This window comes from Robiginitalea aestuariiviva (assembly GCF_029537735.1).
Taxonomy (GTDB): domain Bacteria; phylum Bacteroidota; class Bacteroidia; order Flavobacteriales; family Flavobacteriaceae; genus Robiginitalea; species Robiginitalea aestuariiviva.
In genome coordinates this window covers 1,238,179-1,261,196 of sequence record NZ_JARPUQ010000001.1, presented here as the reverse complement: position 1 = coordinate 1,261,196, position 23,018 = coordinate 1,238,179, and the positions used below count along the sequence as shown (strand labels likewise).

25 protein-coding genes are annotated in these 23,018 nt (G+C 55.9%); 12 read left to right on the top strand and 13 right to left on the bottom strand.

The window, feature by feature from the left end; translation table 11 throughout:
- The first annotated feature begins 4 nt into the window (after positions 1–4).
- The 6 genes from OZ410_RS05655 to OZ410_RS05630 are packed head-to-tail and all read left to right on the top strand — an operon-like array spanning position 5 to position 5,011.
- Positions 5–892 carry a Fe-S cluster domain-containing protein gene (locus OZ410_RS05655; protein ID WP_277706947.1) on the top strand — a complete coding sequence of 296 codons (888 nt, stop codon included), beginning with the start codon at positions 5–7 and terminating at the stop codon, positions 890–892.
- The gene (gene rsxC / locus OZ410_RS05650; RefSeq protein WP_277706946.1) at positions 885–2,213 is read left to right on the top strand and encodes an electron transport complex subunit RsxC; all 1,329 of its coding nucleotides are present in this window, start codon (positions 885–887) and stop codon (positions 2,211–2,213) included. The genes OZ410_RS05655 and rsxC overlap by 8 nt, the downstream gene beginning before the upstream one ends.
- Before the next feature lie 2 nt (positions 2,214–2,215).
- On the top strand, positions 2,216–3,226 hold the full coding sequence (locus OZ410_RS05645) for an RnfABCDGE type electron transport complex subunit D (RefSeq protein WP_277706945.1): 1,011 nt from the start codon (positions 2,216–2,218) through the stop codon (positions 3,224–3,226).
- The gene (locus OZ410_RS05640) at positions 3,223–3,831 is read left to right on the top strand and encodes an RnfABCDGE type electron transport complex subunit G (RefSeq protein WP_277706944.1); all 609 of its coding nucleotides are present in this window, start codon (positions 3,223–3,225) and stop codon (positions 3,829–3,831) included. Before OZ410_RS05645 ends, OZ410_RS05640 begins: the two co-directional genes overlap by 4 nt.
- Positions 3,828–4,433, top strand: a complete 606-nt coding sequence (locus OZ410_RS05635; RefSeq protein WP_277706943.1) for an RnfABCDGE type electron transport complex subunit E — start codon at positions 3,828–3,830, stop codon at positions 4,431–4,433. The genes OZ410_RS05640 and OZ410_RS05635 overlap by 4 nt, the downstream gene beginning before the upstream one ends.
- Positions 4,434–4,435: 2 nt before the next feature.
- The gene (locus OZ410_RS05630; protein WP_277706942.1) at positions 4,436–5,011 is read left to right on the top strand and encodes an electron transport complex protein RnfA; all 576 of its coding nucleotides are present in this window, start codon (positions 4,436–4,438) and stop codon (positions 5,009–5,011) included.
- Positions 5,012–5,041: 30 nt separating this feature from the next.
- On the opposite strand, the gene OZ410_RS05625 is transcribed toward OZ410_RS05630, so the two are convergent.
- A complete protein-coding gene (locus OZ410_RS05625) occupies positions 5,042–6,052 on the bottom strand; it encodes a 2-oxoacid:ferredoxin oxidoreductase subunit beta (RefSeq protein WP_277706941.1) in 1,011 nt (336 codons plus the stop codon).
- A gap of 3 nt (positions 6,053–6,055) precedes the next feature.
- Positions 6,056–7,915 (bottom strand): 2-oxoacid:acceptor oxidoreductase subunit alpha, encoded by a 1,860-nt coding sequence (locus OZ410_RS05620; protein WP_277706940.1) that lies wholly within the window; start codon positions 7,913–7,915, stop codon positions 6,056–6,058.
- Between the two features lie 143 nt (positions 7,916–8,058).
- On the opposite strand from OZ410_RS05620, the gene OZ410_RS05615 reads away from it, so the two are divergent.
- The 3 genes from OZ410_RS05615 to OZ410_RS05605 all read left to right on the top strand — a co-directional run bounded on the left by OZ410_RS05615 (position 8,059) and on the right by OZ410_RS05605 (position 12,569).
- Entirely contained in the window at positions 8,059–8,412 is a 354-nt protein-coding gene (locus OZ410_RS05615; RefSeq protein WP_277706939.1) for a 4Fe-4S dicluster domain-containing protein, read from the top strand.
- Between the two features lie 190 nt (positions 8,413–8,602).
- On the top strand, positions 8,603–12,133 hold the full coding sequence (gene nifJ / locus OZ410_RS05610) for a pyruvate:ferredoxin (flavodoxin) oxidoreductase (RefSeq protein ID WP_277706938.1): 3,531 nt from the start codon (positions 8,603–8,605) through the stop codon (positions 12,131–12,133).
- 58 nt (positions 12,134–12,191) lie between these two features.
- The gene (locus OZ410_RS05605) at positions 12,192–12,569 is read left to right on the top strand and encodes a HEPN domain-containing protein (RefSeq protein ID WP_277706937.1); all 378 of its coding nucleotides are present in this window, start codon (positions 12,192–12,194) and stop codon (positions 12,567–12,569) included.
- Positions 12,570–12,584: 15 nt separating this feature from the next.
- On the opposite strand, the gene OZ410_RS05600 is transcribed toward OZ410_RS05605, so the two are convergent.
- From OZ410_RS05600 to OZ410_RS05560, 9 genes are all read right to left on the bottom strand, one after another.
- Positions 12,585–12,917, bottom strand: coding sequence for a 2Fe-2S iron-sulfur cluster-binding family protein (locus tag OZ410_RS05600; protein ID WP_277706936.1), 333 nt, complete (start codon positions 12,915–12,917; stop codon positions 12,585–12,587).
- A gap of 22 nt (positions 12,918–12,939) precedes the next feature.
- Complete coding sequence (locus OZ410_RS05595; protein ID WP_277706935.1) at positions 12,940–14,001, bottom strand: NAD(P)/FAD-dependent oxidoreductase; 1,062 nt, start codon at positions 13,999–14,001, stop codon at positions 12,940–12,942.
- 64 nt (positions 14,002–14,065) lie between these two features.
- Positions 14,066–14,305: a NifU family protein gene (locus OZ410_RS05590; RefSeq protein ID WP_277706934.1), complete on the bottom strand. Its 240-nt coding sequence runs from the start codon at positions 14,303–14,305 to the stop codon at positions 14,066–14,068.
- Positions 14,306–14,307: 2 nt separating this feature from the next.
- On the bottom strand, positions 14,308–15,447 hold the full coding sequence (locus tag OZ410_RS05585) for an Mrp/NBP35 family ATP-binding protein (RefSeq protein ID WP_277707175.1): 1,140 nt from the start codon (positions 15,445–15,447) through the stop codon (positions 14,308–14,310).
- An 87-nt stretch (positions 15,448–15,534) separates the two neighbouring features.
- Entirely contained in the window at positions 15,535–15,867 is a 333-nt protein-coding gene (locus OZ410_RS05580; protein ID WP_277706933.1) for an MGMT family protein, read from the bottom strand.
- A gap of 2 nt (positions 15,868–15,869) precedes the next feature.
- Positions 15,870–16,499: a LysE family transporter gene (locus OZ410_RS05575; protein ID WP_277706932.1), complete on the bottom strand. Its 630-nt coding sequence runs from the start codon at positions 16,497–16,499 to the stop codon at positions 15,870–15,872.
- Positions 16,496–17,173 (bottom strand): tRNA (guanosine(46)-N7)-methyltransferase TrmB, encoded by a 678-nt coding sequence (gene trmB, locus OZ410_RS05570; RefSeq protein ID WP_277706931.1) that lies wholly within the window; start codon positions 17,171–17,173, stop codon positions 16,496–16,498. Before trmB ends, OZ410_RS05575 begins: the two co-directional genes overlap by 4 nt.
- Positions 17,174–17,231: 58 nt before the next feature.
- Positions 17,232–18,293, bottom strand: a complete 1,062-nt coding sequence (locus OZ410_RS05565) for a sensor histidine kinase (RefSeq protein ID WP_277706930.1) — start codon at positions 18,291–18,293, stop codon at positions 17,232–17,234.
- On the bottom strand, positions 18,293–18,979 hold the full coding sequence (locus OZ410_RS05560; RefSeq protein ID WP_277706929.1) for a response regulator transcription factor: 687 nt from the start codon (positions 18,977–18,979) through the stop codon (positions 18,293–18,295). Before OZ410_RS05560 ends, OZ410_RS05565 begins: the two co-directional genes overlap by 1 nt.
- A 220-nt stretch (positions 18,980–19,199) precedes the next feature.
- Here OZ410_RS05560 and OZ410_RS05555 point away from each other — a divergent pair, with 220 nt between their 5' ends.
- The 3 genes from OZ410_RS05555 (at position 19,200) to OZ410_RS05545 (ending at position 21,027) form a co-directional block, all read left to right on the top strand.
- Complete coding sequence (locus OZ410_RS05555; protein WP_277706928.1) at positions 19,200–19,508, top strand: T9SS type A sorting domain-containing protein; 309 nt, start codon at positions 19,200–19,202, stop codon at positions 19,506–19,508.
- Between the two features lie 151 nt (positions 19,509–19,659).
- Positions 19,660–19,974 carry a T9SS type A sorting domain-containing protein gene (locus OZ410_RS05550; RefSeq protein ID WP_277706927.1) on the top strand — a complete coding sequence of 105 codons (315 nt, stop codon included), beginning with the start codon at positions 19,660–19,662 and terminating at the stop codon, positions 19,972–19,974.
- A 75-nt stretch (positions 19,975–20,049) separates the two neighbouring features.
- The gene (locus OZ410_RS05545; RefSeq protein WP_277706926.1) at positions 20,050–21,027 is read left to right on the top strand and encodes a long-chain-fatty-acid--protein ligase; all 978 of its coding nucleotides are present in this window, start codon (positions 20,050–20,052) and stop codon (positions 21,025–21,027) included.
- Here OZ410_RS05545 and OZ410_RS05540 read toward each other — a convergent pair.
- Both OZ410_RS05540 and tyrS read right to left on the bottom strand, forming a co-directional pair.
- On the bottom strand, positions 21,024–21,665 hold the full coding sequence (locus OZ410_RS05540; RefSeq protein WP_277706925.1) for a hypothetical protein: 642 nt from the start codon (positions 21,663–21,665) through the stop codon (positions 21,024–21,026). The two genes, OZ410_RS05545 and OZ410_RS05540, sit on opposite strands and share 4 nt — an antisense overlap.
- A gap of 12 nt (positions 21,666–21,677) precedes the next feature.
- Positions 21,678–22,973 (bottom strand): tyrosine--tRNA ligase, encoded by a 1,296-nt coding sequence (tyrS, locus tag OZ410_RS05535; RefSeq protein ID WP_277706924.1) that lies wholly within the window; start codon positions 22,971–22,973, stop codon positions 21,678–21,680.
- Between the last annotated feature and the right edge of the window lie 45 nt (positions 22,974–23,018).

Sequence of the window (23,018 nt, the reverse complement as noted above, 5' to 3'; positions counted from 1 at the left end):
CATAATGGACAGTATTCTCAATAGTGTAATCCTGCTAACCCTGCTGGGCGTTGTGGCCGGCCTGGTGCTTTATGTGGTATCCAAGAAATTCCACGTACATGAAAACCCGCTGATCGCCCAGGTAGAGGAACTTTTACCCGGTGCCAACTGCGCGGGCTGCGGTTCCCCGGGCTGCCGATCCTTTGCCGAAAAACTGGTAGGCTCCGAAGATATTTCCGACCTCTTCTGCCCGGTTGGGGGGAATGAAGTGATGAAATGGGTCTCCGAAGCCCTGGGCAAAGAGGTGGCAGAGAAGGACCCCACTGTGGCCGTGGTGCGCTGCCAGGGCAGTTGCGAGGTCCGGCCCAAAACCTCCGAATACCAGGGGCCGCGCTCCTGTGCCATTTCTGCGCTGATTTACAGTGGGGAAACGGACTGCCAGTACGGCTGTCTGGGGGATGGCGACTGTGTGGCTGCCTGCAGCTTTGACGCCATGTACATGGACGAGGCCACCGGCCTGCCCGTGGTCATTACGGACAAATGCACCTCCTGTGGGATGTGCGTTACCGCCTGCCCGAGAGACATCATAGAAATGCGTCCCAAAAACAAACGGGACCTGAAGGTGTATGTAGGCTGCCTGAACGAAGAAAAAGGCGGCCTGGCCAAAAAAGCCTGTTCCGTGGCCTGTATCGGCTGTTCCAAATGCATCGATGCCTGCCCCAAAGATGCCATCACCATCGAAAACAATTTGGCGTATATAGACCCGGAATACTGCACCCTGTGCCGGAAATGCGTTCCGGTCTGCCCGACCCATTCCATCATTGAAACCAATTTCCCGCCGCGCAAAGTCAAAGTTGCCCCTGCCCCGGACACCGCGGGAAGCGTAACGGTAAAACCCCAGAGTGATGCTTAAGACCTTTCCCAAAGGAGGGATTCACCCGCCTGAAAACAAACTCACCTCCGGACAGCCGATCCGGCGGATGGGCATACCCAAAACGGTATATGTACCCATTGCGCAGCACATCGGGATCCCGGCGGAAATTATCGTGGAGCGCAAGGACAAGGTCACCATAGGCCAGGTTATTGCGCGCTCAGGCGGATATGTGTCCTCCAATATCCACGCCCCGGTGGCGGGCACCGTGACCAAACTGGATATGATTGTGGACACCAGCGGGTATAAGAAACAATGCATTGTGATCCGCACGGACGAAAAAGACCCGGCCAATGCCGAAGTCCCGGAGTGGCCCCTGAAGTCTGAAATCACCCTGAGCCCGGAGGAAATCCTGCAGCGCATCTCGGACTATGGGATTGTGGGGCTGGGCGGGGCCACCTTTCCGGCCCACGTAAAACTACACATCAAAAAAGACCAGCATCTGGACTGCCTGATCGTGAACGGGGTGGAATGCGAACCCTACCTGACGGCAGACCACCGGCTTATGCTGGAAAAAACAGACGAGATCCTGGTGGGCATCCGCATCCTGATGCACGCCCTGGGCGTGGGCCGGGCCATCATCGGAATCGAAAACAACAAACGGGACGCCATTGAGCGCTTCCGCGAGCGCTGCCCCAAGGGATCCGGCATACAGATTGCCGCCCTGCAGGTAAAATATCCCCAGGGCGGGGAAAAACAACTGGTCCGGGCCTTACTGGGCCGGGAGGTCCCCAAAAACGGGCTGCCCCTGGATGTAGGTGTGGTGGTTCATAATGTCGGGACCATATTTGCCATCTACCAGGCGGTACAGCACAACCGGCCCCTGATGGAACGGGTCGTAACCGTTACCGGGAAGCACCTGCAGGCCCCTTCCAATTTCTGGGCCAGGATCGGGACGCCCATTGCCGACCTGCTGGAAGCTGTGGGTGGGGTGCCCGAAGCGACCCGTAAAATCGTGAGTGGGGGCCCTATGATGGGCAAGGCCCTGAAGAGTACCGACGTCCCCGTTACCAAAGGGACTTCCGGTATCCTGGTGATTGGGGAAGAGGAAGCCAGCCGGGGCGAGCCCCGGAACTGCATCCGCTGCGGGGAATGCGTCTCGGTTTGCCCCATGGGGCTGGAGCCCCACCTGCTGATGAACCTGACCGAAAAAGGGATGTACTCCCATGCTTCCAACGAAGACATCCTGACCTGTATTGAATGTGGTTCGTGCAGCTATGTCTGCCCGTCCCACCGCCCCCTGCTGGATTATATCCGCTTCGGGAAATCGGTGGTTAAAGGCCTCACCCCCAAAACCGCCTGACCATGGAGTCCCAACCCATTATCGTTTCCGCCTCCCCCCACGTACATTCGGACCGGACCTCCAAAAGGCTGATGTACGATGTTGTCATCGCGCTGATCCCTGCCTTTTTGGTATCTGTCTATGTCTTCGGCATTCCGGCCCTGATTACCACCACCACCGCTGTGGTTTCCTGCCTGCTCTTTGAATACCTCATCCAGAAATACCTGATGAAGACTGAGACCACCCTGGGGGACGGGTCTGCCCTGATAACCGGGATCCTGCTGGCCTTTAACCTGCCGGCGGGCCTGCCCGTCTGGATGGTCATTGCCGGCAGCCTGGTGGCGATCGGCATCGCCAAATGGTCCTTTGGGGGGTTGGGGTTCAATGTCTTTAACCCGGCCCTGGTCGGGCGGGTATTCCTCCTGATTTCCTTCCCCGTGCAAATGACCCTCTGGCCCATGGCGGCAGAAGGTGTAGGCCCCAATGTAGATGCCGTTGCCGGGGCCACTACCCTGGGCATCCTGAAGGAAGGGCTGCAATTCGGGGAAACCATGAGTACACTCGCGCCACGCATCCCGTCGGGCATGGACATGCTGCTTGGGTTTACCTCCGGGTCCCTGGGCGAGATGTCTGCCCTGGCCCTGCTGGCCGGGGGGGGCTACCTGCTGGCCCGGCGGGTGATTTCCTGGCACATCCCGGTAGTGGTCCTGGCCACCATGGCCCTGATGACCGGCATTTTCTGGGCCGTAGACCCCGAGCATTACGCCAACCCCCTGATCCACCTCCTGTCCGGCGGGGCCATCCTGGGCGCCTTTTACATGGCCACCGACCTGGTCACCAGCCCGGTTACCCGGAAAGGCATGGTGGTATTTGCCATAGGGATCGGAGTCCTTACGGTGGTGATCCGCTTGTTTGGATCCTACCCGGAAGGTATCTCCTTTGCCATCCTGATCATGAATGCCTTTGTCCCCCTGATCAACCGCTATTTTAAACCCCGGCGATTCGGTTCGCGGATCAAAGCCAAAATCGTATGACCGTGAAAAAGAAAGCTTCCTCCCTGTTCAACATGGTCTTTGCCCTGTTCGCGATTACCCTGATCGCAGGAATTTCCCTGGGCTATGTAAACGAACTGACCCTGGAACCCAAGGCCCGCGCCCGGCTGGAACGGAAGGTTAACGCCCTAAAAAACGTCTTGCCGGCCTTTACCAACAGTCCGGTGGATGAAGCCGTACGCCTTTCCTGGGAAGGAGCTCCCGACAGCCTGGAATTCTATCCGGCCATGCAGGACAGCACCCTGGTAGGAGTGGCCGTCACTGGCGGGTCCGAAAAAGGATACAATGGTACCGTACGCCTGCTGGTAGGTTTTAACCCGGATGGCAGTATCCGCAACATCGCTGTGCTGGAACAGAAGGAAACGCCCGGCCTGGGTACCAAGATGAAGGGAGAGGCCTTTCTGAAACAATTCAGGGAGAAAGACCCCGCAACCTTTGACCTTCGCGTACGTAAAGACGGGGGACAGGTAGACGCCCTGGCCGGGGCAACCATCAGTACGCGGGCTTTTGCCGAAGCCGTGCAACAGGCCTATGAAGTGTACCGGTCCCAAATGGAGGGCCGGCCGAACCAAACCCGGAAGCCATGAAACAGACTCCAGGACCCAAAGAAAATTTCCTGAAAGGCATAATTAAGGAAAATCCGGTATTTGTAATGCTGCTGGGGATGTGCCCCACCCTGGGAGTGACCTCCTCCGCCTACAATGGCCTGGGCATGGGCGTAGCCACCCTCTTTGTCCTGCTGATGTCCAATGTGGTGGTCTCCCTGATTAAAACCCAGATCCCAGCCAAGGTTCGCATCCCCGCCTTTATTGTGGTTATCGCCTCCTTTGTCACCATTGTAGAAATGGTGCTGGAAGCCTTTATCCCCTTCCTGTACGAACAGCTGGGCATCTTTATCCCGCTCATTGTGGTAAACTGCCTGATCCTGGGTCGCGCAGAGGCTTTTGCCTCCAAGAACAACCTGCCCGCCTCGGTGATTGACGCCCTGGGTATGGGCATTGGCTTTACCCTGGCGCTAACCGTACTGGGGGCCACCCGGGAAGTCCTGGGTAACGGTAGCCTCTTCGGGTTCCGGTTTGTGCCGGAAGACGCCAACACCTTTATCCTGTTTATCCTGCCCCCCGGGGCCTTTATCGCCTTGTCCTACCTGGCGATCGCCTTTAATCGCCTAACCCGTAAAGTCGCATAGCCATGGAATACTGGGTCATCCTTATCAGCGCGGTCTTTGTCAACAACATTGTACTTTCCCAATTTCTGGGGATTTGCCCCTTCCTGGGGGTTTCCGGAAAGGTGTCCACCTCGGTGGGCATGTCCGGCGCCGTACTCTTTGTCATGACTATTGCCACCACAGTCACCTACCTGTTGCACCAGTACCTGCTATTGCCGCTGGGCCTGGATTACCTGCGCACCATCACCTTTATCCTGGTCATTGCCGCCCTGGTGCAAATGGTAGAAATCGTACTGAAGAAAGTGAGCCCGCCCCTGTATCAGGCCCTGGGGGTATTCCTGCCGCTGATCACCACCAACTGTGCGGTGCTCGGGGTAGCCATTCTGGCCCTCGGCCTGGTCGATGCCAGCCTGCTTAAAGCCGTCTTTTTCGCGTTCTCCAGCTCCCTCGGGTTTGCCCTGGCACTAATCCTGTTTGCCAGTATACGGGAATACCTGGAACTGGCCAACCTGCCCGAAGGCATGAAGGGCGTCCCCATCAACCTCCTGGTTGCCGGGATCCTCTCCCTGGCCTTCCTGGGGTTTGCCGGCCTGGTATAGGCCGGCATTCACAAAAGGGGTGTCGAAATATTACCCAACCTTGTAGGTCTCCCCGGAGAAGAACAAGTCGTCTGCCTTGGTAAAGGCCGAACGGGACTTGACCTCTGCGGTAAGGGCGTCTTCCCGCTCTTCCAGGGTTACGTCGGGTACACTGCGGATAATCCCGGTCACCAACGGGAATTCCAGACGAACCAGCATCTGGTGCATGGTGGGGTCGGGTTCTTGGGCGTCGTGGACCAGGAGGTCCGCTTCGGTGATGCCGTTTTCGCCCAGGGTAACCACCTCCAGGCGCAGGCCGTTTAACACGAGGCCCTTATCGCGGGCCTTGCCAAAGATCATGGGCTGTCCATGCTCCACATGAAGTTGCTTGTCTTCCCGCACCTCCTTGTCCGTTACCCCGGTAAAGCAGCCGTCGTTAAAAATGACGCAATTCTGCAGCACCTCGATCAGGGAAGTACCCTTGAACTGCTCGGCGGCGATAAAGATGTCCGTGAGTTCCTTGGGCATATTCCCGGCGGCCCGGGCATAAAAACGCGCCTGGGCCCCTATGGCCAGTTCCCCTGCCAGGAAGGGCGGCTGGGTATTACCGTAAGGGGAGGATTTGGTACGCTGGCCTACGGTGGAAGTAGGGGAAAACTGCCCCTTGGTCAGACCGTATATCCGGTTGTTGAACAAGATCATATTCAGGTCAATGTTCCGGCGCAGCACATGGATAAAGTGGTTGCCGCCAATGGCCATGCTATCGCCATCGCCCGTAATGACCCAGACGCTTAGCTCCGGGTTGGCCAGCTTAACCCCGGATGCAATGGCCGGGGCCCGGCCATGGATGCCGTGCATGCCATAGGTGTCCATATAATAGGGAAAGCGGGACGAACACCCGATCCCCGAGATAAAGACTACATCTTCTTTGCGCACCCCCATTTCGGGCAACGCCTTCTGCATGGACCTGAGGATTACGTAATCATCACATCCGGGACACCAGCGCACTTCCTGGTCGCTGGCAAAATCCTTATAGGTATACTTGGGCAAAGTGGTTTCCATGGCTTAAGACAAATGTTTTTTGAATTGTTCGAGGAGTTCCTCATTTCCGAAGGGCAGGCCCTGGATCTTGTTGAACTGGGCCAATGGCAGGTCGTCGAACTGGATTTTAAGGATCTTGGCAAACTGCCCGCTGTTGAGCTCGCAAACCAAAATTTTCCGGTAGCGGCGAAGCACCTGTTCTGTATTGGGGGGCAGGGGGTTGATGTAATTGAAATGGGCAAACCCGACGCCGGCATAGCCCTCTTCATGCAACTGCTTGGCCGCGGTGTGCAGGGCCCCGTAGGTACCCCCCCACCCCACGATCAGCAGCTCGCCTTCCTGGGCAAACTCGGGGGTAACATCCGGGATGTTCTGCTGTACCCGCTGCACCTTTTCGGCCCGGATTTCAGTCATGTATTCATGGTTTTCAGGTACATAGGACACATTGCCCGTGGTGCTGTCCTTTTCCAGCCCGCCCAGGCGGTGTTCCAGGCCAGGAGTACCGGGAACGGCCCAGTAACGGGCCAGGGTGTCCGGATCCCGGTCGTAGGGATGCCAGTGTTCCGGCGCATCCTTCAGGAGGTTGTTCCGGATTTCGGGCAGTTCCGCAACCGACTTTATTTTCCAGGGGGCCGAACCATTGGCGATATAGCCATCAGTCATCAGGATTACCGGGGTCATGTGCTCCACGGAAAGGCGTGCCGCCTCGAAAGCGTAATGGAAACAATTGGCCGGGGTACTGGCGGCAATGACGATTACCGGGCTCTCCCCGTTGCGGCCGTACATGGCCTGTAACAGGTCGGATTGTTCGGTCTTGGTCGGCAGGCCGGTGGAGGGCCCGCCCCGTTGAACATCTACTATGACCAGAGGGAGTTCCACCATCATAGCCAGGCCCAGGGCTTCTCCCTTCAGGGCCAGGCCGGGGCCTGAAGTAGTGGTAATGGCCAATCGGCCGGCAAAGGCAGCCCCGATGGCCGAGGTAATCCCGGCTATCTCATCTTCGGCCTGCAGGGTTTTGACGCCAAAGTGCTTGTGCTTGACCAGTTCGTGGAGGATGTCCGAGGCCGGGGTAATGGGATAGGAACCCAGGAAAAGCTCCAGTCCGGATTTCTCCGCCGCTGCCAGAAAACCCCAGGCGGTAGCCGTGTTCCCCATAATCACCCGGTAGGTACCCTCTGGCATTTTAGCCGGGGCAATGGTATAGGCGTTGGGGATCAGCTCCAGGGTCTCCGCATAGTAATACCCCGCGTTCAGGACCTTGGTATTCGCCTCGATAAGCAGGGGTTTGTTCTTGAATTTCTTGTTGAAAAATGCAACGGTGTGTTCGGTGGAACGGTGGTACATCCAATAGACCATCCCCAGGGCAAACATGTTCTTACTGCGGCTGATCGTTTTGTTATCCAGCCCCTGAATATCCTTTAAGGCCTCCTTGGTCAGGGAACTCATGGGCACCTCAATAACGCGGTAGTTCTCCAGGCTGCCGTCTTCCAGGGGGTTGGTTTCGTATTCCGCCTTATCCAGGTTCTTTTTGGTAAAGGCATCCGCATCCACAATTAAGGTATGGCCGGGTTTTACGGCGTAGAGGTTGGTTTTAAGGCCTGCGGGGTTCATGGCCACCAGCAGGTCTACAGTATCGCCGGGGGTACTGACTTCAATACTCCCGATGTGCACCTGAAAGCCGGAAACGCCGTACAGGCTTCCCTGGGGGGCCCGGATTTCGGAAGGGTAATTGGGGAAGGTGGCAATATCGTTGCCAAACATGGCAGAGGTATCGGAGAATTGTGTACCGGTCAGCTGCATTCCGTCTCCGGAATCGCCAACAAACCGGACCACCACATGCTCCAGGGACTCGATGCCGGACTGTTCCTGTTCTAATGATATCATCGGTAGTAGGCTTTAATTAAAGGTATGAGGCTCAATACCATGGCAATATACCCCACCTCTTATGAAGGAATCCTGATTTTTATCATTAAATGCGGATTTGCGGAACCCTAATTTTAGGGCTCAATCCTTAAACCCTGTACGCCATGGCTATCATAATCACCGATGAATGCATTAACTGCGACGCCTGTATTGCCGAGTGTCCGAACAATGCCATATACGAACCGGGAGACGAGTGGTCCTATTCCGACGAAACCGCTTTGAGCGGCTCCGTTACGGTCCCCAACTCCGGGGAAGCCGTAGATGCCGACGCCTCGAACGACCCGATTTCAGACGAGTTCTACTACATCGTGCCGGATAAATGCACCGAATGCAAGGGCTTCCACGACGAACCCCAATGCGCCTCCGTTTGCCCGGTTGATTGTTGCGTTCCGGACGAAAGCCACGAAGAAACCGAAGAGCAGCTGTTGGCCAAAAAGGCCTGGCTGCACGGGGAATAATACCCCTTTGGCATACCCCCGGGCCCGGCCCAAGCCAGGCCCCGGGGTACTGCCCGTACGTGATAATTATCATATTCTGAGATCCTTAGGACCTCTACTTTTACAGGGATCACACATCCGAGGCAAATCGCCCGGAACCCGCCCATTTCCCGAACATAGGGCCCATGAATGCTAACAGAACCCTCCCGTCATGAAAAAAGAATTTCCCAAACTCATTTGCGATGCGAATGAGGCCGTAGCCCGAATCGCCCACAAGACCAATGAGGTCTGTGCCATCTACCCCATTACCCCGGCTTCCCCCATGGGGGAACACGTGGATGTCTTTAGCGCCAGGGGCGAAACCAACATCTGGGGAAACGTTCCCAAGATTGTGGAAATGCAGAGTGAGGGCGGGGCCGCCGGTGCGGTTCACGGTTCCCTGCAGGGAGGCGCGCTTACCACCACCTTTACCGCATCTCAGGGGTTGTTGCTGATGATCCCGAACCTGTATAAGATTGCCGGGGAACTCCTGCCCAACGTTATCCATATTGCAGCGCGCACGGTAGCCACCCATGCCCTTTCCATTTTCGGGGACCACTCCGATGTGATGGCCGCGCGACAGACAGGTTACTCTATGCTCTTTGGGGGGTCGGTGCAGGAAGCCATGGACTTTGCCCTGATTTCCCAGGCCGCCACCCTGAAAGCCCGGGTACCCTTCCTCAATATTTTTGACGGGTTCCGCACCTCCCATGAGATTTCCAAAATCGATGCCATCCCGGACGATATCATCCGGGAAATGATCCCGGAGGAAGCCGTTATGGCCCATAAGAAACGGTCCATGGACCCCGACCACCCCGTGGTGCGGGGCACCTCCCAGAACCCGGATGTATTCTTCCAGGCCCGGGAAGCAGCCAATGCCTATTACGACAAGGTGCCAGGCATTGTGCAGGACACCATGGACGAATTTTACGCCCATACCGGCCGGAAATACAGCCTTTTCTACTACGTGGGGCATCCGGAGGCCGAAAAGATCCTGGTAATCATGGGGTCTGGACAGGGGCCGGTTATCGAAACCATTAACACCCTGGCAGAACGGGGCGAAAAAGTAGGGGCCGTGATCGTACGCCTGTTCCGTCCCTTCTCCATTTCCCATTTTGTGGATGCCATTCCGGAAAGCGTCCGGAAAGTGGCGGTCCTGGACCGCACCAAAGAGCCTGGAAGTACAGGCGAACCCCTTTACCTTGATGTGGTTACTGCATTTATGGAAAGTAGCCGCACCATGCCGGCAATTATCGGTGGCCGCTACGGCCTTTCCAGCAAGGAATTCGACCCGGCCATGGTTAAAGCCGTGCTGGACGAACTGGATAAACCCAAGCCCAAAAACCACTTTACCGTGGGGATTAACGACGACGTTTCCCACCGTAGCCTGGAAGTGGGGGATCGCCTGGAAACCCTCAAGCACACCTTTAACTGTATGTTCTATGGTCTGGGTTCCGACGGTACCGTTGGCGCCAACAAAAACTCCATCAAGATCATTGGAGAAACCACCGACAACTACGTGCAGGGGTATTTTGTATACGACTCCAAAAAAGCCGGGGCGCAAACAGTATCGCACCTGCGTTTCGGGCCGGAGCCCATCTACTCTTCTTACCTGATCCACAAGGCAGACTTTATTGCCTGCCACCAGTTTAACTTTATCGAGAAATACGACATCCTGAAAAATATCCGCAAGGGAGGCACCTTCCTGCTGAACGCTCCGTACGGCCCTACCGAAATCTGGAATGAGCTGCCGCGGAAAATGCAGGAGGAAATCGTGGAAAACCAGCTCGACTTCTACGTCATAGACGCCTCTAAAGTGGCGCAGGAAGCCAAACTCGGCAAGCGGACCAACACCGTATTGCAGACCTGCTTCTTTGCTATTTCCGGGATCCTGCCCAGGGAGGAGGCCATCCAGAAAATCAAGGATGCCATTGTTAAAACGTATTCCCATAAGGGAGACAAGGTGGTGCAGATGAACTTCAAGGCCGTGGATACCGCCCTGGCGCACTTGCACCAGGTAGCCTACCCGGACCAGATTACCAATACCCGGGATTTCAAACCGATGATGACCGGGACGGACGACCCGTTTGTTCAGGAAGTCCTGGGTAAAATCCTGGCCGGACGCGGGGACGAACTTCCCGTAAGTGCCTTCCCGGTGGACGGTACTTTCCCCACCGGCACCTCCCAGTACGAAAAACGGGGCATTGCCAACTTTATCCCGGTATGGGACGACGCAGACCTCTGTACCCAGTGCAACAAATGTGTCGCTATTTGCCCGCACGCTGCCATCCGGGCCAAAGTGGTGCCGAACCAGGACCTGGAAAACGCCCCGCAGGGCATGAAGGCCGTACCTGCCAAAGGCCGGCCCTTTAACGCCGCGGAAGAATCCTATGTACTGCAGGTTTCCCCGGAAGATTGTACGGGTTGCGACCTCTGCGTTGCCGTTTGCCCGGCTACCAGCAAGGAAAATGAAAACTTCAAGGCCATCAATATGCACCCCAAACTGGAGGTACAGGAGGCCGAAGATGCCCAATGGGATTACTTTGCCGAACTACCGGAATACGACCGTACCGCCCTGCAGATTACCAATGTGAAGGGATCGCAGTTCCTGGAGCCCCTCTTTGAATTTTCAGGGGCCTGTTCCGGCTGCGGGGAAACCCCGTACATCAAAATGCTGACCCAGCTATACGGCGACAGCATTATGATTGCCAATGCCACCGGCTGTTCCTCCATCTACGGGGGCAACCTGCCCACCACGCCCTATAAAACCAATAAGGAAGGGCGCGGGCCGGCCTGGGCCAACTCTCTTTTTGAGGACAACGCAGAATTCGGGTTCGGCATGAAGCTGGCCCTGGGCAAAAAGCAGGAAATTGCAGTTCAGCTCCTGCGCGAATTGGCACCGGTAGTTGGACAGGACCTGGCCAATGCCATCCTGGACAACCCGGAAACCGATGAAGCCCAGCGCCAGAAAAAGTTTGAGGATATCGATGCCCTGAACGCCGTCCTGAAAGCCCAGGATACCCCTGAAGCGCGTAAATTGCTGCGCCTGACCGAGTACCTGCGGAATAAAGCCGTTTGGATCGTTGGCGGCGATGGCTGGGCCTATGACATCGGCTACGGCGGGCTGGACCACGTACTGGCCTCCGGCGAGGACATCAACATTATGGTATTGGATACGGAAGTGTATTCCAATACAGGCGGACAAACCTCCAAGGCTACCCCGCTGGGCGCCAGCGCCAAGTTCTCCGTTTCCGGTAAACGCACCGGCAAGAAAAGCCTGGCCCTGCAGGCCATTTCATACCAGAACGTCTATGTGGCACAGGTGGCCCTGGGCGCCAAGGATCTGCAGACCCTGCGGGCCATCGAGGAGGCTGCAGCCTACCCCGGGCCTTCCCTGATTGTGGCCTATTCCCACTGCGGGGAACACGGGTACGACCTCAAGGATGGTGCCCTGCACCAGACCAAGGCCGTGGAAACCGGTTACTGGCCGCTGTTCCGCTTTGACCCGGCACAGCCCAAAGGCAAGAAATTCAAGCTGGATTCCAAGCCGCCAGCCGTCCCGGTAGATGAATTCATGTACCACGAGACCCGTTTCAAACGCGTGGCTAAGGAAGATGCCGAACTGGGTGCTACCCTGTTGCGGCAGGCTCAGGAAGAGGTGGATACCCGTTGGGAACGCCTGGAACTTTTCCGGAATATGTAATTCCGGCGGATCGCGATATCGCACCCCCTTTTTGGTTGAACCCTATAACCCGATTGTTGTGAAAGATCAAGCTTCAATCCTGTTCGAAAAGGCCCTGGAAAAGCTGCGCGAAGCGAATAACGAGCTCTGCCGCCCGGAAGAAGATGTGGTACGCTCCCTGGTATGCAGCAATGCCCATGCGGCCATTGAAAATTATCTGAAAGGCTTTCTGGCCCTCCATGGAACCCGTATGCCGGAAGATGCCGGGATAGACGCCCTGTACCAGCGGTGCCTGGTGTTGAATCCCCACTTTGAGGAAATCCATTTATCCGGCTTTGATTGCAACGCCCACAAAGAGGAGTCCCGGTTCAGGAACGAACCCTCCAGCTTTAGCCGTTGCTTCGATATTGCAGACAGCCTGGATACCTTCTTAAGGCGGGAACATGTGATTGCCTGAGCGCTGGGTTGGGACTTAAGAACCCTCGGGAGCCAATTCCACCTCCAAGCCGTTTAATTCTTGCGTGAGGTGGATTTGGCAGCCCAGCCGGCTGGCATCCCGCACATAAAAGGCTTCGGAAAGCATAGCCTCCTCCTCGTCGGATTTGCCGGGCAGGGCGTGGGGGCTAAGCACATAGCACTGGCAACTGGCGCACATGGCCATCCCACCGCATACCCCTATGGTACCTTCCGGGGCCAGTTCGTAGGCCCTGACCAGTTCCATGAGGTTCATATTCATATCGGTAGGCGCCTCTACCTGGTGGGGGTGTCCGTGACGGTCTATGATCGTAACGCTGATATCGCTCATCTGCTATCGGGATTTACAGGGCTTAGTCGATGCTTTTTACAACGGCTTTAGGGGCCTCTTTCTTGCTGCCATCAAAGCCATGGATGCCCCCTACGGTGGTATATTTCATAACATAGCGCTTGTCCGGGTAAATACGCCGGTAGGCGCTCTGACACATCAGAGTGGCCTCGTGAAAACCGCAGAGGATTAATTTGAGTTTCCCTGGGTAGGTGTTTACATCCCCTATGGCGTAAATGCCGGGGATGTTGGTCTGGTAATCCAGGGTGTTGTCTACCTTGATGGCATTCTTTTCAATCTCCAGGCCCCATTTGGCAATGGGCCCCAGTTTGGGCGAAAGCCCGAAAAGGGGGATAAAGGCATCCGTCTCCAGGGTGAGCTCCTCCCCGTCCAGCCCGCCGCGGTGTACGCGAATCGCCTCAAGACGGTCAGCACCCTCCAGGCCCACCACTTCTGCCGGCGTGATCAGGCGGATTTTGCCTTCATTCTTCAGTTGTTGCACTTTTTCTACGGAATCCAGGGCCCCGCGAAACTCGGTACGGCGGTGAATCAGGGTCACTTCCCGGGCCACTTCGGCCAGGTAAATGCTCCAATCCAGGGCGGAATCGCCACCCCCTGCAATCACCACCCGCTTGCCCCGGTAGGCTTCCGGTTCGCGTATCATATAGGTAACGCCCCGGTCCTCGAAGTCCTCCAGGCGGTCCAGCTCTGGCTTGCGGGGCTCAAAACTGCCCAGGCCACCGGCAATGGCCACTACAGGGGCCTGGTGGCGGGTCCCTTCGCTCGTGGTAACGATGAAGGTACCATCTTCCTGGGGTTCAATCGTGTCCGCCCGCTCCCCCAGGGTGAATCCGGGTTGGAAGGGTGCAATCTGGGCCATCAGGTTATCGACCAGATCGCCTGCCAGCACTTCCGGGAAGCCGGGGATATCATAAATGGGCTTTTTTGGGTAGATTTCGGCCAATTGGCCCCCGGGCTGCGGCAGCGCATCGATCAGATGGCACTTCAACTGCAGCAGGCCCGCTTCAAAAACGGCAAAAAGACCTGTAGGTCCGGCTCCTATAATAAGGATGTCGGTTTTTATCATACGTTTTGTCGGTTCATTCGGTTGAAAACTGCACGGTTAATCCAATGCATTTTTCAAACACGAGTTACTCAACATTGACGACTTGTTCGATTTGGGGAGCGTGCTTCTTGATAGTCATTTCCACCCCGCTTTTCAGGGTCATCTGATTTACGGAGCAGCCAACGCAGGTGCCTTCCAGCCTGACCTTCACGAGTTTGTCTTCCTCGATGCCGATCAGGGCAATATCACCTCCGTCGCTCTGGAGAAAAGGGCGGATTTCTTCCAGCGCCTCCTCTACTTTAGACTTTAATTCCTCAGACGTCATACCTAATTCTTTTTCACGGCGGAACAACCAGCCATGGTCGTGATTTTAATTGCTTCGGTCGGGGGCAACTGCTCGTTGCGCGCCACCAGCTCGCTTACCGCATTGCGGGTTACTTCCTGGAAGGCTTCCTGCACAGGCGTGCCCGACTGCAGGGCGGCAGGCCTGCCCACGTCGCCTGCCTCGCGGATGCCCTGAACCAAAGGAACCTCCCCCAAAAAGGGGATGCCCAGGTCCTCGGCCAGGTCCCGCGCCCCGTGTTTTCCGAAGATGTAATATTTGTTGTCCGGCAACTCTTCCGGTGTAAAATAGGCCATATTCTCCAGGACTCCCAGCACGGGCACCTGTATGGCATCCTGCTGGAACATGGCTACCCCTTTGCGCGCATCGGCCAGGGCTATGGGCTGGGGGGTACTCACCACCACCGCCCCGGTAACCGGGAGGGCCTGCATAATACTCAGGTGTATATCCCCCGTTCCCGGCGGCAGGTCTATCAACAGGAAATCCAGTTCGCCCCAATGGGCGTCAAAAATCATCTGGTTTAGGGCCTTGGCCGCCATAGGGCCACGCCAGATTACCGCCTGGTTGGGTTCCGTAAAGAACCCGATGGACAGGATTTTTACCCCATAACTTTCCACCGGCCGCATACGGGACTTGCCGTCCACTGTCACCGCCAGGGGCTTTTCATGCACCACGTCGAACATGATGGGGATAGACGGACCATAGATGTCGGCATCCAGCAGCCCTACCTCAAAGCCCATCTGCGCCAAAGTAACCGCCAGGTTGGCCGTAACGGTAGACTTCCCTACCCCACCCTTGCCACTGGCCACGGCGATCACGTTTTTGATGCCGGGTATGGCCTTACCCTTGATCAGGTTGGCCTGGGGGGCCGCCGGGGCCTCTACCTGCACATTTACCTTGATCTTGGCCTTGGGGTATACCTGGTCGTGGATGGTTTTCAAAATGCTGACCTCCGTCTTTTTCCGCGCCTGCAGGCTCGGGTTTTTGATGGTGAGGTCTACGATCACTTCATCTCCGAATACCTGCACGTTGCGCACGGCACCGGTTTCCACCATATTTCCGCCCTCTCCGGGAACGGTTATGGTTGCCAGGGCATCCAGTATCTCCTTCTTATCCAGCTTAATCGACATAATCTTATCCAGGTTCGCTATAGTGCACAAAGATACGGCTTGGAATCCAAATCCAGAAGGTACAACAGGAAAACCAACGCCCTAGAGTTCCTCGGACGGGTCCCAGAAGAGGCGTTTGAAATCCGTTACCTGGTTATCCCGCACCGCTACCCCTTCGTTTTCCAGCAATTGCTGCATGAGGTTGGTCCCCTGAAAATGGTGTTTCCCGGTTAGCAGGCCGTTGCGGTTCACCACCCTATGGGCAGGGACGTCCTCCATCCCGTGGGACTGGTTCATGGCCCACCCTACCACGCGGGCGCTGCGCGCCATGCCCAGAAATTTCGCTATCGCCCCGTAAGAGGTTACCCGACCGTAGGGGACCTGCCGTACCACGGCGTAAACGCGATCGAAGAAAGGGTCGGTTTCGCCTGCCATACTCAGGTGTAAAAAATTCGGATCAGGGTAATGACCAAAAGAAACAACATTAGCGCACTGAGCACGTAGTTGGAATTCTTGGAGAAAGCGCCGGAACGGGCCTCCAGTTTTTTGAAGTATACCGTATAGAGATACAGGACCGCGTAGGTGCCGCAGCCGGCGGCCAGTACAAAAATGGCAATATCCCAGAACTTGAACTGAATCCAACCCGAGGTATTCCACATGGCGTTTAAAGCACTGTAGTACGGGATGGTCAAAAAGTTGAGCGCAGCCAGGAGTAAGCCTTTGAAGAAGCTGTTCTTCCGGCTCACCCGCACCATTTTTACCGGTCTCTCGCCCGTTCTCCGGGCCAGTAAGAAGAAGTAGATGGCAAAAAAGGCGAAAACGGCTAGGGCAGCCTTCTGAATCCAGGCGATCACCTCCGGGTGGCGGTACAGGAATTTGGATATGAGGACCGCAATATACGCCTGCACCATAATCATGGTGGAGACCCCCAGGCTAAAGATCAGCCCGTTGGACTTTCCCTTTTCCACACTCACCTTGGCTGCATTCATATTGAGCAGCCCCGGTGGCACCGTAGCCATGAAAGCTGCGGAAAAGGTGGCAAAAAACAAAATCAGCAAGTGCGTCATTTCGAATCCAGGCTGAACAGCAGGTAGGTAATGGCCTTACCCCGTTCAAGATACTGTTTTTCGTAAAAAGTCTGGATCTGTGTCGCTTCGGGGGGGGCACCATCCAGGCGATAGATATCGTGGTTGGCATAGTGGATGGGCCATCCCAGGCCGTGTAAAAGCCCCAGGGTATAGCCGTGCATGAATTCGCTGTCCGTCTTCAGGTGGATCAGGCCACCGGGAGCAAGAATGTCGCGGTAGCGCTCCAGAAAGGCCGGGTTGGTCATCCGGTGTTTGGTGCGTTTATACTTGATCTGAGGGTCGGGGAAGGTGATCCATATCCCGGCCACTTCGGCCGGCCCGAACAGCAGGTGGATCAACTCAATATGGCTCCGTAAAAAGGCCACATTATGCAGGGATTCCTCCAGGGCCGTCTTGGCCCCTCTCCAGATGCGCGCCCCTTTGATATCCACCCCAATGTAATTGACCCCGGGGTTGCGGCGGGCCAGGGCCAGGGTGTAATCCCCTTTGCCGCAGCCCAGCTCCAGCACAATGGGATTGGCATTTCCGAAGTGTTCGGACCATGTGCCCCTCAGGGCGAAGGTGCCGTCCAGGACCTCCTGCCGGGCCGGCTGGATGACGTTGGGGAAAGATTCGTTGTCGCGGAAGCGCTTGAGTTTGTTCTTGCTGCCCATGGCGGTGGGTTGGGTTTTGCCGGCAAAAGTAAGAAAAAGGGCGTGGGAAAGGGCAGGGTCAGGCCTTCTGAGGGTGGGCTTTTTCCAGAGTGAAGGAAAATTCACTGCCCACGTCCACCACGCTCTCCACATAAATCTTTTCGTTGTGCGCCTCGATGATGTGTTTAACGATGGACAGGCCCAGCCCGCTGCCCCCTTCTTTCCTGCTGCCGCTCTTGTCTACCCGGTAGAACCGTTCGAAGAGGCGGGTCAGGTGCTGCTCGGCAATACCTTCCCCATTATCGGTTACGCGGACAATGACCTTGTTCTTGATCAGATTCTCCACACTGACTTCCGTGGTCCCGTCCCGGTGGCCGTATTTGATGGAATTCACCACCAGGTTGGTAAGCACCTGTTGAATTTTCTCCCGGTCTGCATATACCGAGATGGGAGCGGTGTACTCCTGATCAAAAACCAGGGAAATTCCCTTCTTGGACGCCTTCATCTCAAGCAATTCAAAAACATTCCGGATGAGCTCCACAATGTCGAAGGCCTCCCGCTCCAGGTGCATATCGCCAATTTCCAGTTTGGTGATCAGATCCAGGTCTTTGATAATGTAAATGAGTCGCTCTACCCCCTTGGCCGCGCGCTGCAGGTACTTTTTCCGGACCTTGTTGTCTTCCATGGCTCCGTCCAGCAGGGTTTCAATATAACCCTGAACGGTAAAGAGGGGTGTCTTGAGTTCGTGGGAAACATTGCCCAGAAATTCCTTTCGGTATTCCTCCCGGATTCGGAGGGTATCGATCTCCACTTTTTTATCCTTGGCGAATTTTTCGATTTCCTCGGTGAGGGTCTTCATGTCCGTGGTTATGGGGGCAGAAGCCAGGGAGGAAGATTCCAGCAGGGCTACATCGTCGTAAATCTGCTTGATACGGCGGTAAATGAATTTTTCGGCCCGGATCTGTATCACCAGGAAGGAAACCCCAAACACCGCCGGTAAAAAGATGGCCAGGACCAACAGATAGGATTGAAACTGCCCGGCTATTAAAAGGGCCAACAGGGCCACAGCCCCGAGCAGCAAAGTGATGAGCAGGGAAGAACGCAGTGCAAAGCGGTAAGACTTGCGAATTTGCGTGGCCATTACTGCACGTACTTGTATCCGACCCCTTTGACGGTTTTAAAATGGTTCTCTCCGATTTTTTCCCGGAGTTTACGGATGTGCACGTCTATGGTGCGCCCCCCCACAACGACTTCCTGCCCCCAGACCTTGTCCAGAATCACTTCCCGCTTAAAGACTTTGTCCGGCTTGGACGCCAGCAGGGCCAGCAATTCAAACTCCTTGCGGGGTAAAATAAGCTCTTCCCCGTTGTTGATAACCTTGTACTGCTCCCGGTTGATCACCAGTTTGCCCACCTTCAGAATATCTTCAGGGGCATCCTGTTCACTGCGCAGGCGCCGCAGCAGGGCCTTAACCTTGCTTAGCAATACCTTGGGTTTGATGGGTTTGGTAATGTAATCGTCCGCCCCGGCATCAAAACCGGCAACCTGGGAATAATCTTCGCTCCGGGCGGTGAGGAAGGCGATCAGGGTATCTTCCAAACCCTTGGTCCTGCGGATAATCTCGCAGGCCTCAATCCCGTCCATTTCCGGCATCATTACGTCCAGGATAATCAGGTGCGGCTGTTTCTTAGTGGCCTTATCCACCCCTTCGGCCCCATTCTTGGCGGTAAAAACCTGGTAGCCTTCCGAGGAGAGGTTATAGCTGAGAATTTCCAGAATATCCGGCTCATCGTCTACCAGTAAAATCTTGATATCCTGATTTTTCATGCGGGGAAGGTTTGGATTGATCCCTTCAAAAATACACAAAAACCGGCACGGCCGTTTGGCCCCCCACCTGAAATAAAAGGTGTTAACCTTTTGGTAACTTTTACCGCCGATAACGCCGGCGTTTGGAGAATTCCGGAAATCTTGCGAAATTAATCCTGAGGATGGCCGTGGGAATGCAAAAATCCTATCTTTGTGGCACGGCCTTTGCAGGGATTTGAATATGAAGCAGTTTTACACCCTGATCTTTTTGTTTTTCCTGAGTTCCGCCCTGGCGCAGCGCGCACCGGAGAAAGGGGATATCGACGGCTTCAAACTCTACCCAAACCCCGCCACAGAAGGGAAAGTTTACGTTATCACGGCCCGCAAGGCTCCCAAAAAAATCCGGATTTACGACGTGCTGGGCACGCCGGTTCTGGAAACCACTTTACTGGGGAATGAGCTGAATATTTCCGATCTGGAACCCGGGGTTTACCTCATACAGGTCTTTGAACGGGAAAAGGTAACGACCCGCAAACTGGTGGTCCGGTAACCCTTTCTGATCGATAAACGGTACGGAATTATCGATGAAATGCAGGCAGCCTTCGATTTACCTACATTTTCTCACCATTCACAACAAATACTATTCGCAGGGGCGCATCTGCCTTACCTTTAGGCTGTTGATCCCAAATCACGCCACCTTCATGAAAAAGCTCTACCTGCTGCTTTTTGCACTGGTCGCCCTATCACTCTCGGCACAGCAGTCGCGCCGCGAACCCGCTGAGAAGGAGGTTTCCTTTACCCTGAGCCCAAACCCTGCCAGCGGGGATTTCGTCTATATTTCCGGGGGGGAGGATGCCCCGAAGACGGTTCGGATTTTCGACCTTTTCGGAAAGGCTGTGCTGGAACGCCGCATCAACGGCAATGCCCTCCCCATCCACATGCTTACGCCCGGTGTTTATATGGTGCAGATTGAACAGCAGGGCGCCGTGGCTACCAAGAAACTGGTCATTCGTTAATTCCCTTCCCCAGGTTTAGACTCCATCCACCGAAACTATCGGGGCATTGGCTATTTTTGCCACAGCTGGAGCCCCATGGAGGAATTTCCCTTTTTCGAGATAGACACCCCCGCAGCCTTTCAGGAGGCAGCCCTGGAAACTTTTGCGTTCCAATTTGCCCATGTGCCCCTGTATCGCACCTTTTGCGAACACCTGGGCCGGCACCCGGGTAATGTGCGTACCCTTTCCGACCTTCCCTTCCTGCCCATTTCCTTTTTCAAGACCCATACCCTGCTGGCCAAAGGCAATGCATCCAAACTGGTCTTCCAGAGCAGCGGCACCACCGGAAGTGTTCGGAGCCAGCACCACGTGGCAGACCCCGAGCGCTACCGCCAGAGTTTCCTGTATGCCTTTAAAAGATTCTACGGCCCGCCTTCAGATCACAGTATCCTGGCCCTGCTGCCTTCTTACCAACAACAACCCGGCTCTTCCCTGATCTATATGGTGGATGCCCTGATGCAGGAGAGCGCACACCCCCTGGGGGGGTACCTTACCGGAAACCCGGAGGAACTGGCCGCCCGGATCATTCAGGCAGACCGGGAAGCTGGCCGCACCTTGCTGATCGGGGTTTCCTATGCCCTGCTGGACCTGGCAAGGTCCCATCCCATGAACCTTCGGAATACTACCATCATGGAAACGGGAGGCATGAAAGGCCGGGGGCGTGAAATGGTTCGGGAAGCCCTCCATGCCGAACTTTCAAAGGGCTTCGGACAACCCCGGATCCATTCGGAATACGGCATGACGGAATTGCTTTCCCAGGCGTATTCCAGCGGAAACGGCTTATTCCGATGCCCGCCATGGATGCAGGTGCGGATCAGGGATACCGAAGACCCCCTGTCCGAATGGCCCCACGGGCGAACCGGAGGGGTTAATGTTATAGACCTGGCCAACCGGTACTCCTGTGCCTTCATAGCCACACAGGACCTGGGAAAAACGCATACGGACGGCACCTTCGAAATCCTGGGCCGGTTCGATCATTCGGACATCCGCGGGTGTAACCTGCTGATGCTCTAGGATAACAATGCCGCAAGCGCGGGAGCTATCCCGGCAGCGGCGGGATGTGCGCTGGTTTGCAGTAATTCCAGGGTAGTAAAAGCGCCCCCATAGACATGGGCAAGGGCCATGGGCTTAGCGCCGGCCTCCAGCAGTAGCTGCACCGCTTCCGGCAAATTTTTCGGCACCTGCTGCCGCCAGATTTCCACTCCATTGCAGGCCGCATAATGCAGTAGGGTGGCCCGGTGCCCATAGGGGGAAGCCTGGAATACCAGGTCCGGATAGGCCTGCAGCAACCCCGCCAAATCCGAAAGGTCCCCTGCCAGGAAGGCATCCAGGGCGGCTTCAAATTCCAGGTTATAGGGGTCTTTCGCGCTCAGGGCCGCCTCCCAGGTTGGAAAACCGTATTCCCGGGCAATACAAAGGCGTGCGAGCTGCTCCGGGTTTTCCGGGATGGGGCTGGGTGCAGGCAGGTGGTTTTTGCGGGCAATCTCCCCATATGCCTCCCGGCGCTGGAACCCTGTTTGCAAACGTCCGGCAAGGGCCTCCAGGTGCCCGGCAACGGAAGGCCATTGCCGGCGGTCTGCCAGGAGCGGCCCGTAAAAGTCCTGGCTGGCTTTTACATCCCTGGACCGGTAAACAGGAATTGAATCGGACATTTGCCCAGAGGATTAGTCCACCATCAGGACGAAGTAATTCTTTTTCCCCCGCTGCAGCAGTACAAAGCGATCGGAAATCAGGTCGTCTGCCGTAATGCGGTAGGCTTCATCTACCTTGTTCTTGTTTACCGAAATGGCATTCTGCCCCAGCTCCCGCCGGGCTTCCCCATTGGATTTTAAAAACCCGGTCCGGGCGGAAAGGGCGGCAATCATATCCAGGCCATCGGCCAGGTCTTCCCGGCTTAGCCGGGCCTGGGGGACACCTTCAAAAACTTCCATAAAGGTGGCCTGGTCCAGGGCTTTCAGGGCTTCGGCCGTAGCCTTCCCAAAGAGGATTTCGCTGGCCAGTTCGGCCCGCTCCAGATCTTCCCGGGAGTGGACCATCGTGGTAATCTCCCGGGCAAGCCGCCGTTGCAACGCCCTTTGGTGGGGAGCCTGGCTGTGCTCCGCTACCAGGGTTTCAATTTCGTCCCGCCCTAACAGGGTAAAGATCTTGATATACTTCTCCGCATCGGCGTCCGAGGTATTCATCCAGTACTGATAGAATTTGTAGGGGGAGGTACGCCCGGCATCCAGCCAAACGTTACCGCTTTCGGTTTTGCCGAATTTGGTGCCGTCTGCCTTGGTAATCAGCGGGCAGGTCAGGGCAAACCCTTTGCCCCCGTCAATCCGGCGAATTAGTTCGGTGCCGGTAGTGATGTTGCCCCACTGGTCGCTGCCCCCCATCTGCAGGGTGCACTGGTGGGAGCGGTATAGATGCAGGAAATCGTACCCCTGCACCAACTGGTAAGAGAACTCCGTAAAGGACATGCCTTCGTTCGATTCTTCGGACAGCCGTTTACGGACGGAATCCTTGGCCATCATGTAATTTACAGTGATGTGCTTCCCCACGTCCCGGATAAAATCCAGGAAACTGAATGACTTCATCCAGTCGTAATTGTTCACCAGGATGGCCGCATTGTCCGCATTGCTGTCAAAATCCAGGAATCGGGCCAGCTGGCTTTTCAAGGCTTCCTGATTGTGGCGCAGCGTGGTTTCGTCCAGCAGGTTGCGTTCCGCAGACTTCCCCGAAGGGTCCCCGATCATCCCGGTAGCACCTCCTACCAGGGCAATAGGCCGGTGACCGGCCCGTTGGAAATGGCGCAGCATCATCACCCCAACCAGGTGTCCGATATGCAGGGAGTCCGCTGTGGGGTCAATGCCCACATAGGCGGAATGCATCCCTTCCTGAAGGTGTTCTTCGGTACCGGGCATTATATCGTGCAACATGCCCCTCCACTGGAGTTCCTCAACAAAATTCGAAACCATCCTCATCAGATTTTTTGCGGAGCAAAGATAGTTAAATCGCCCGGT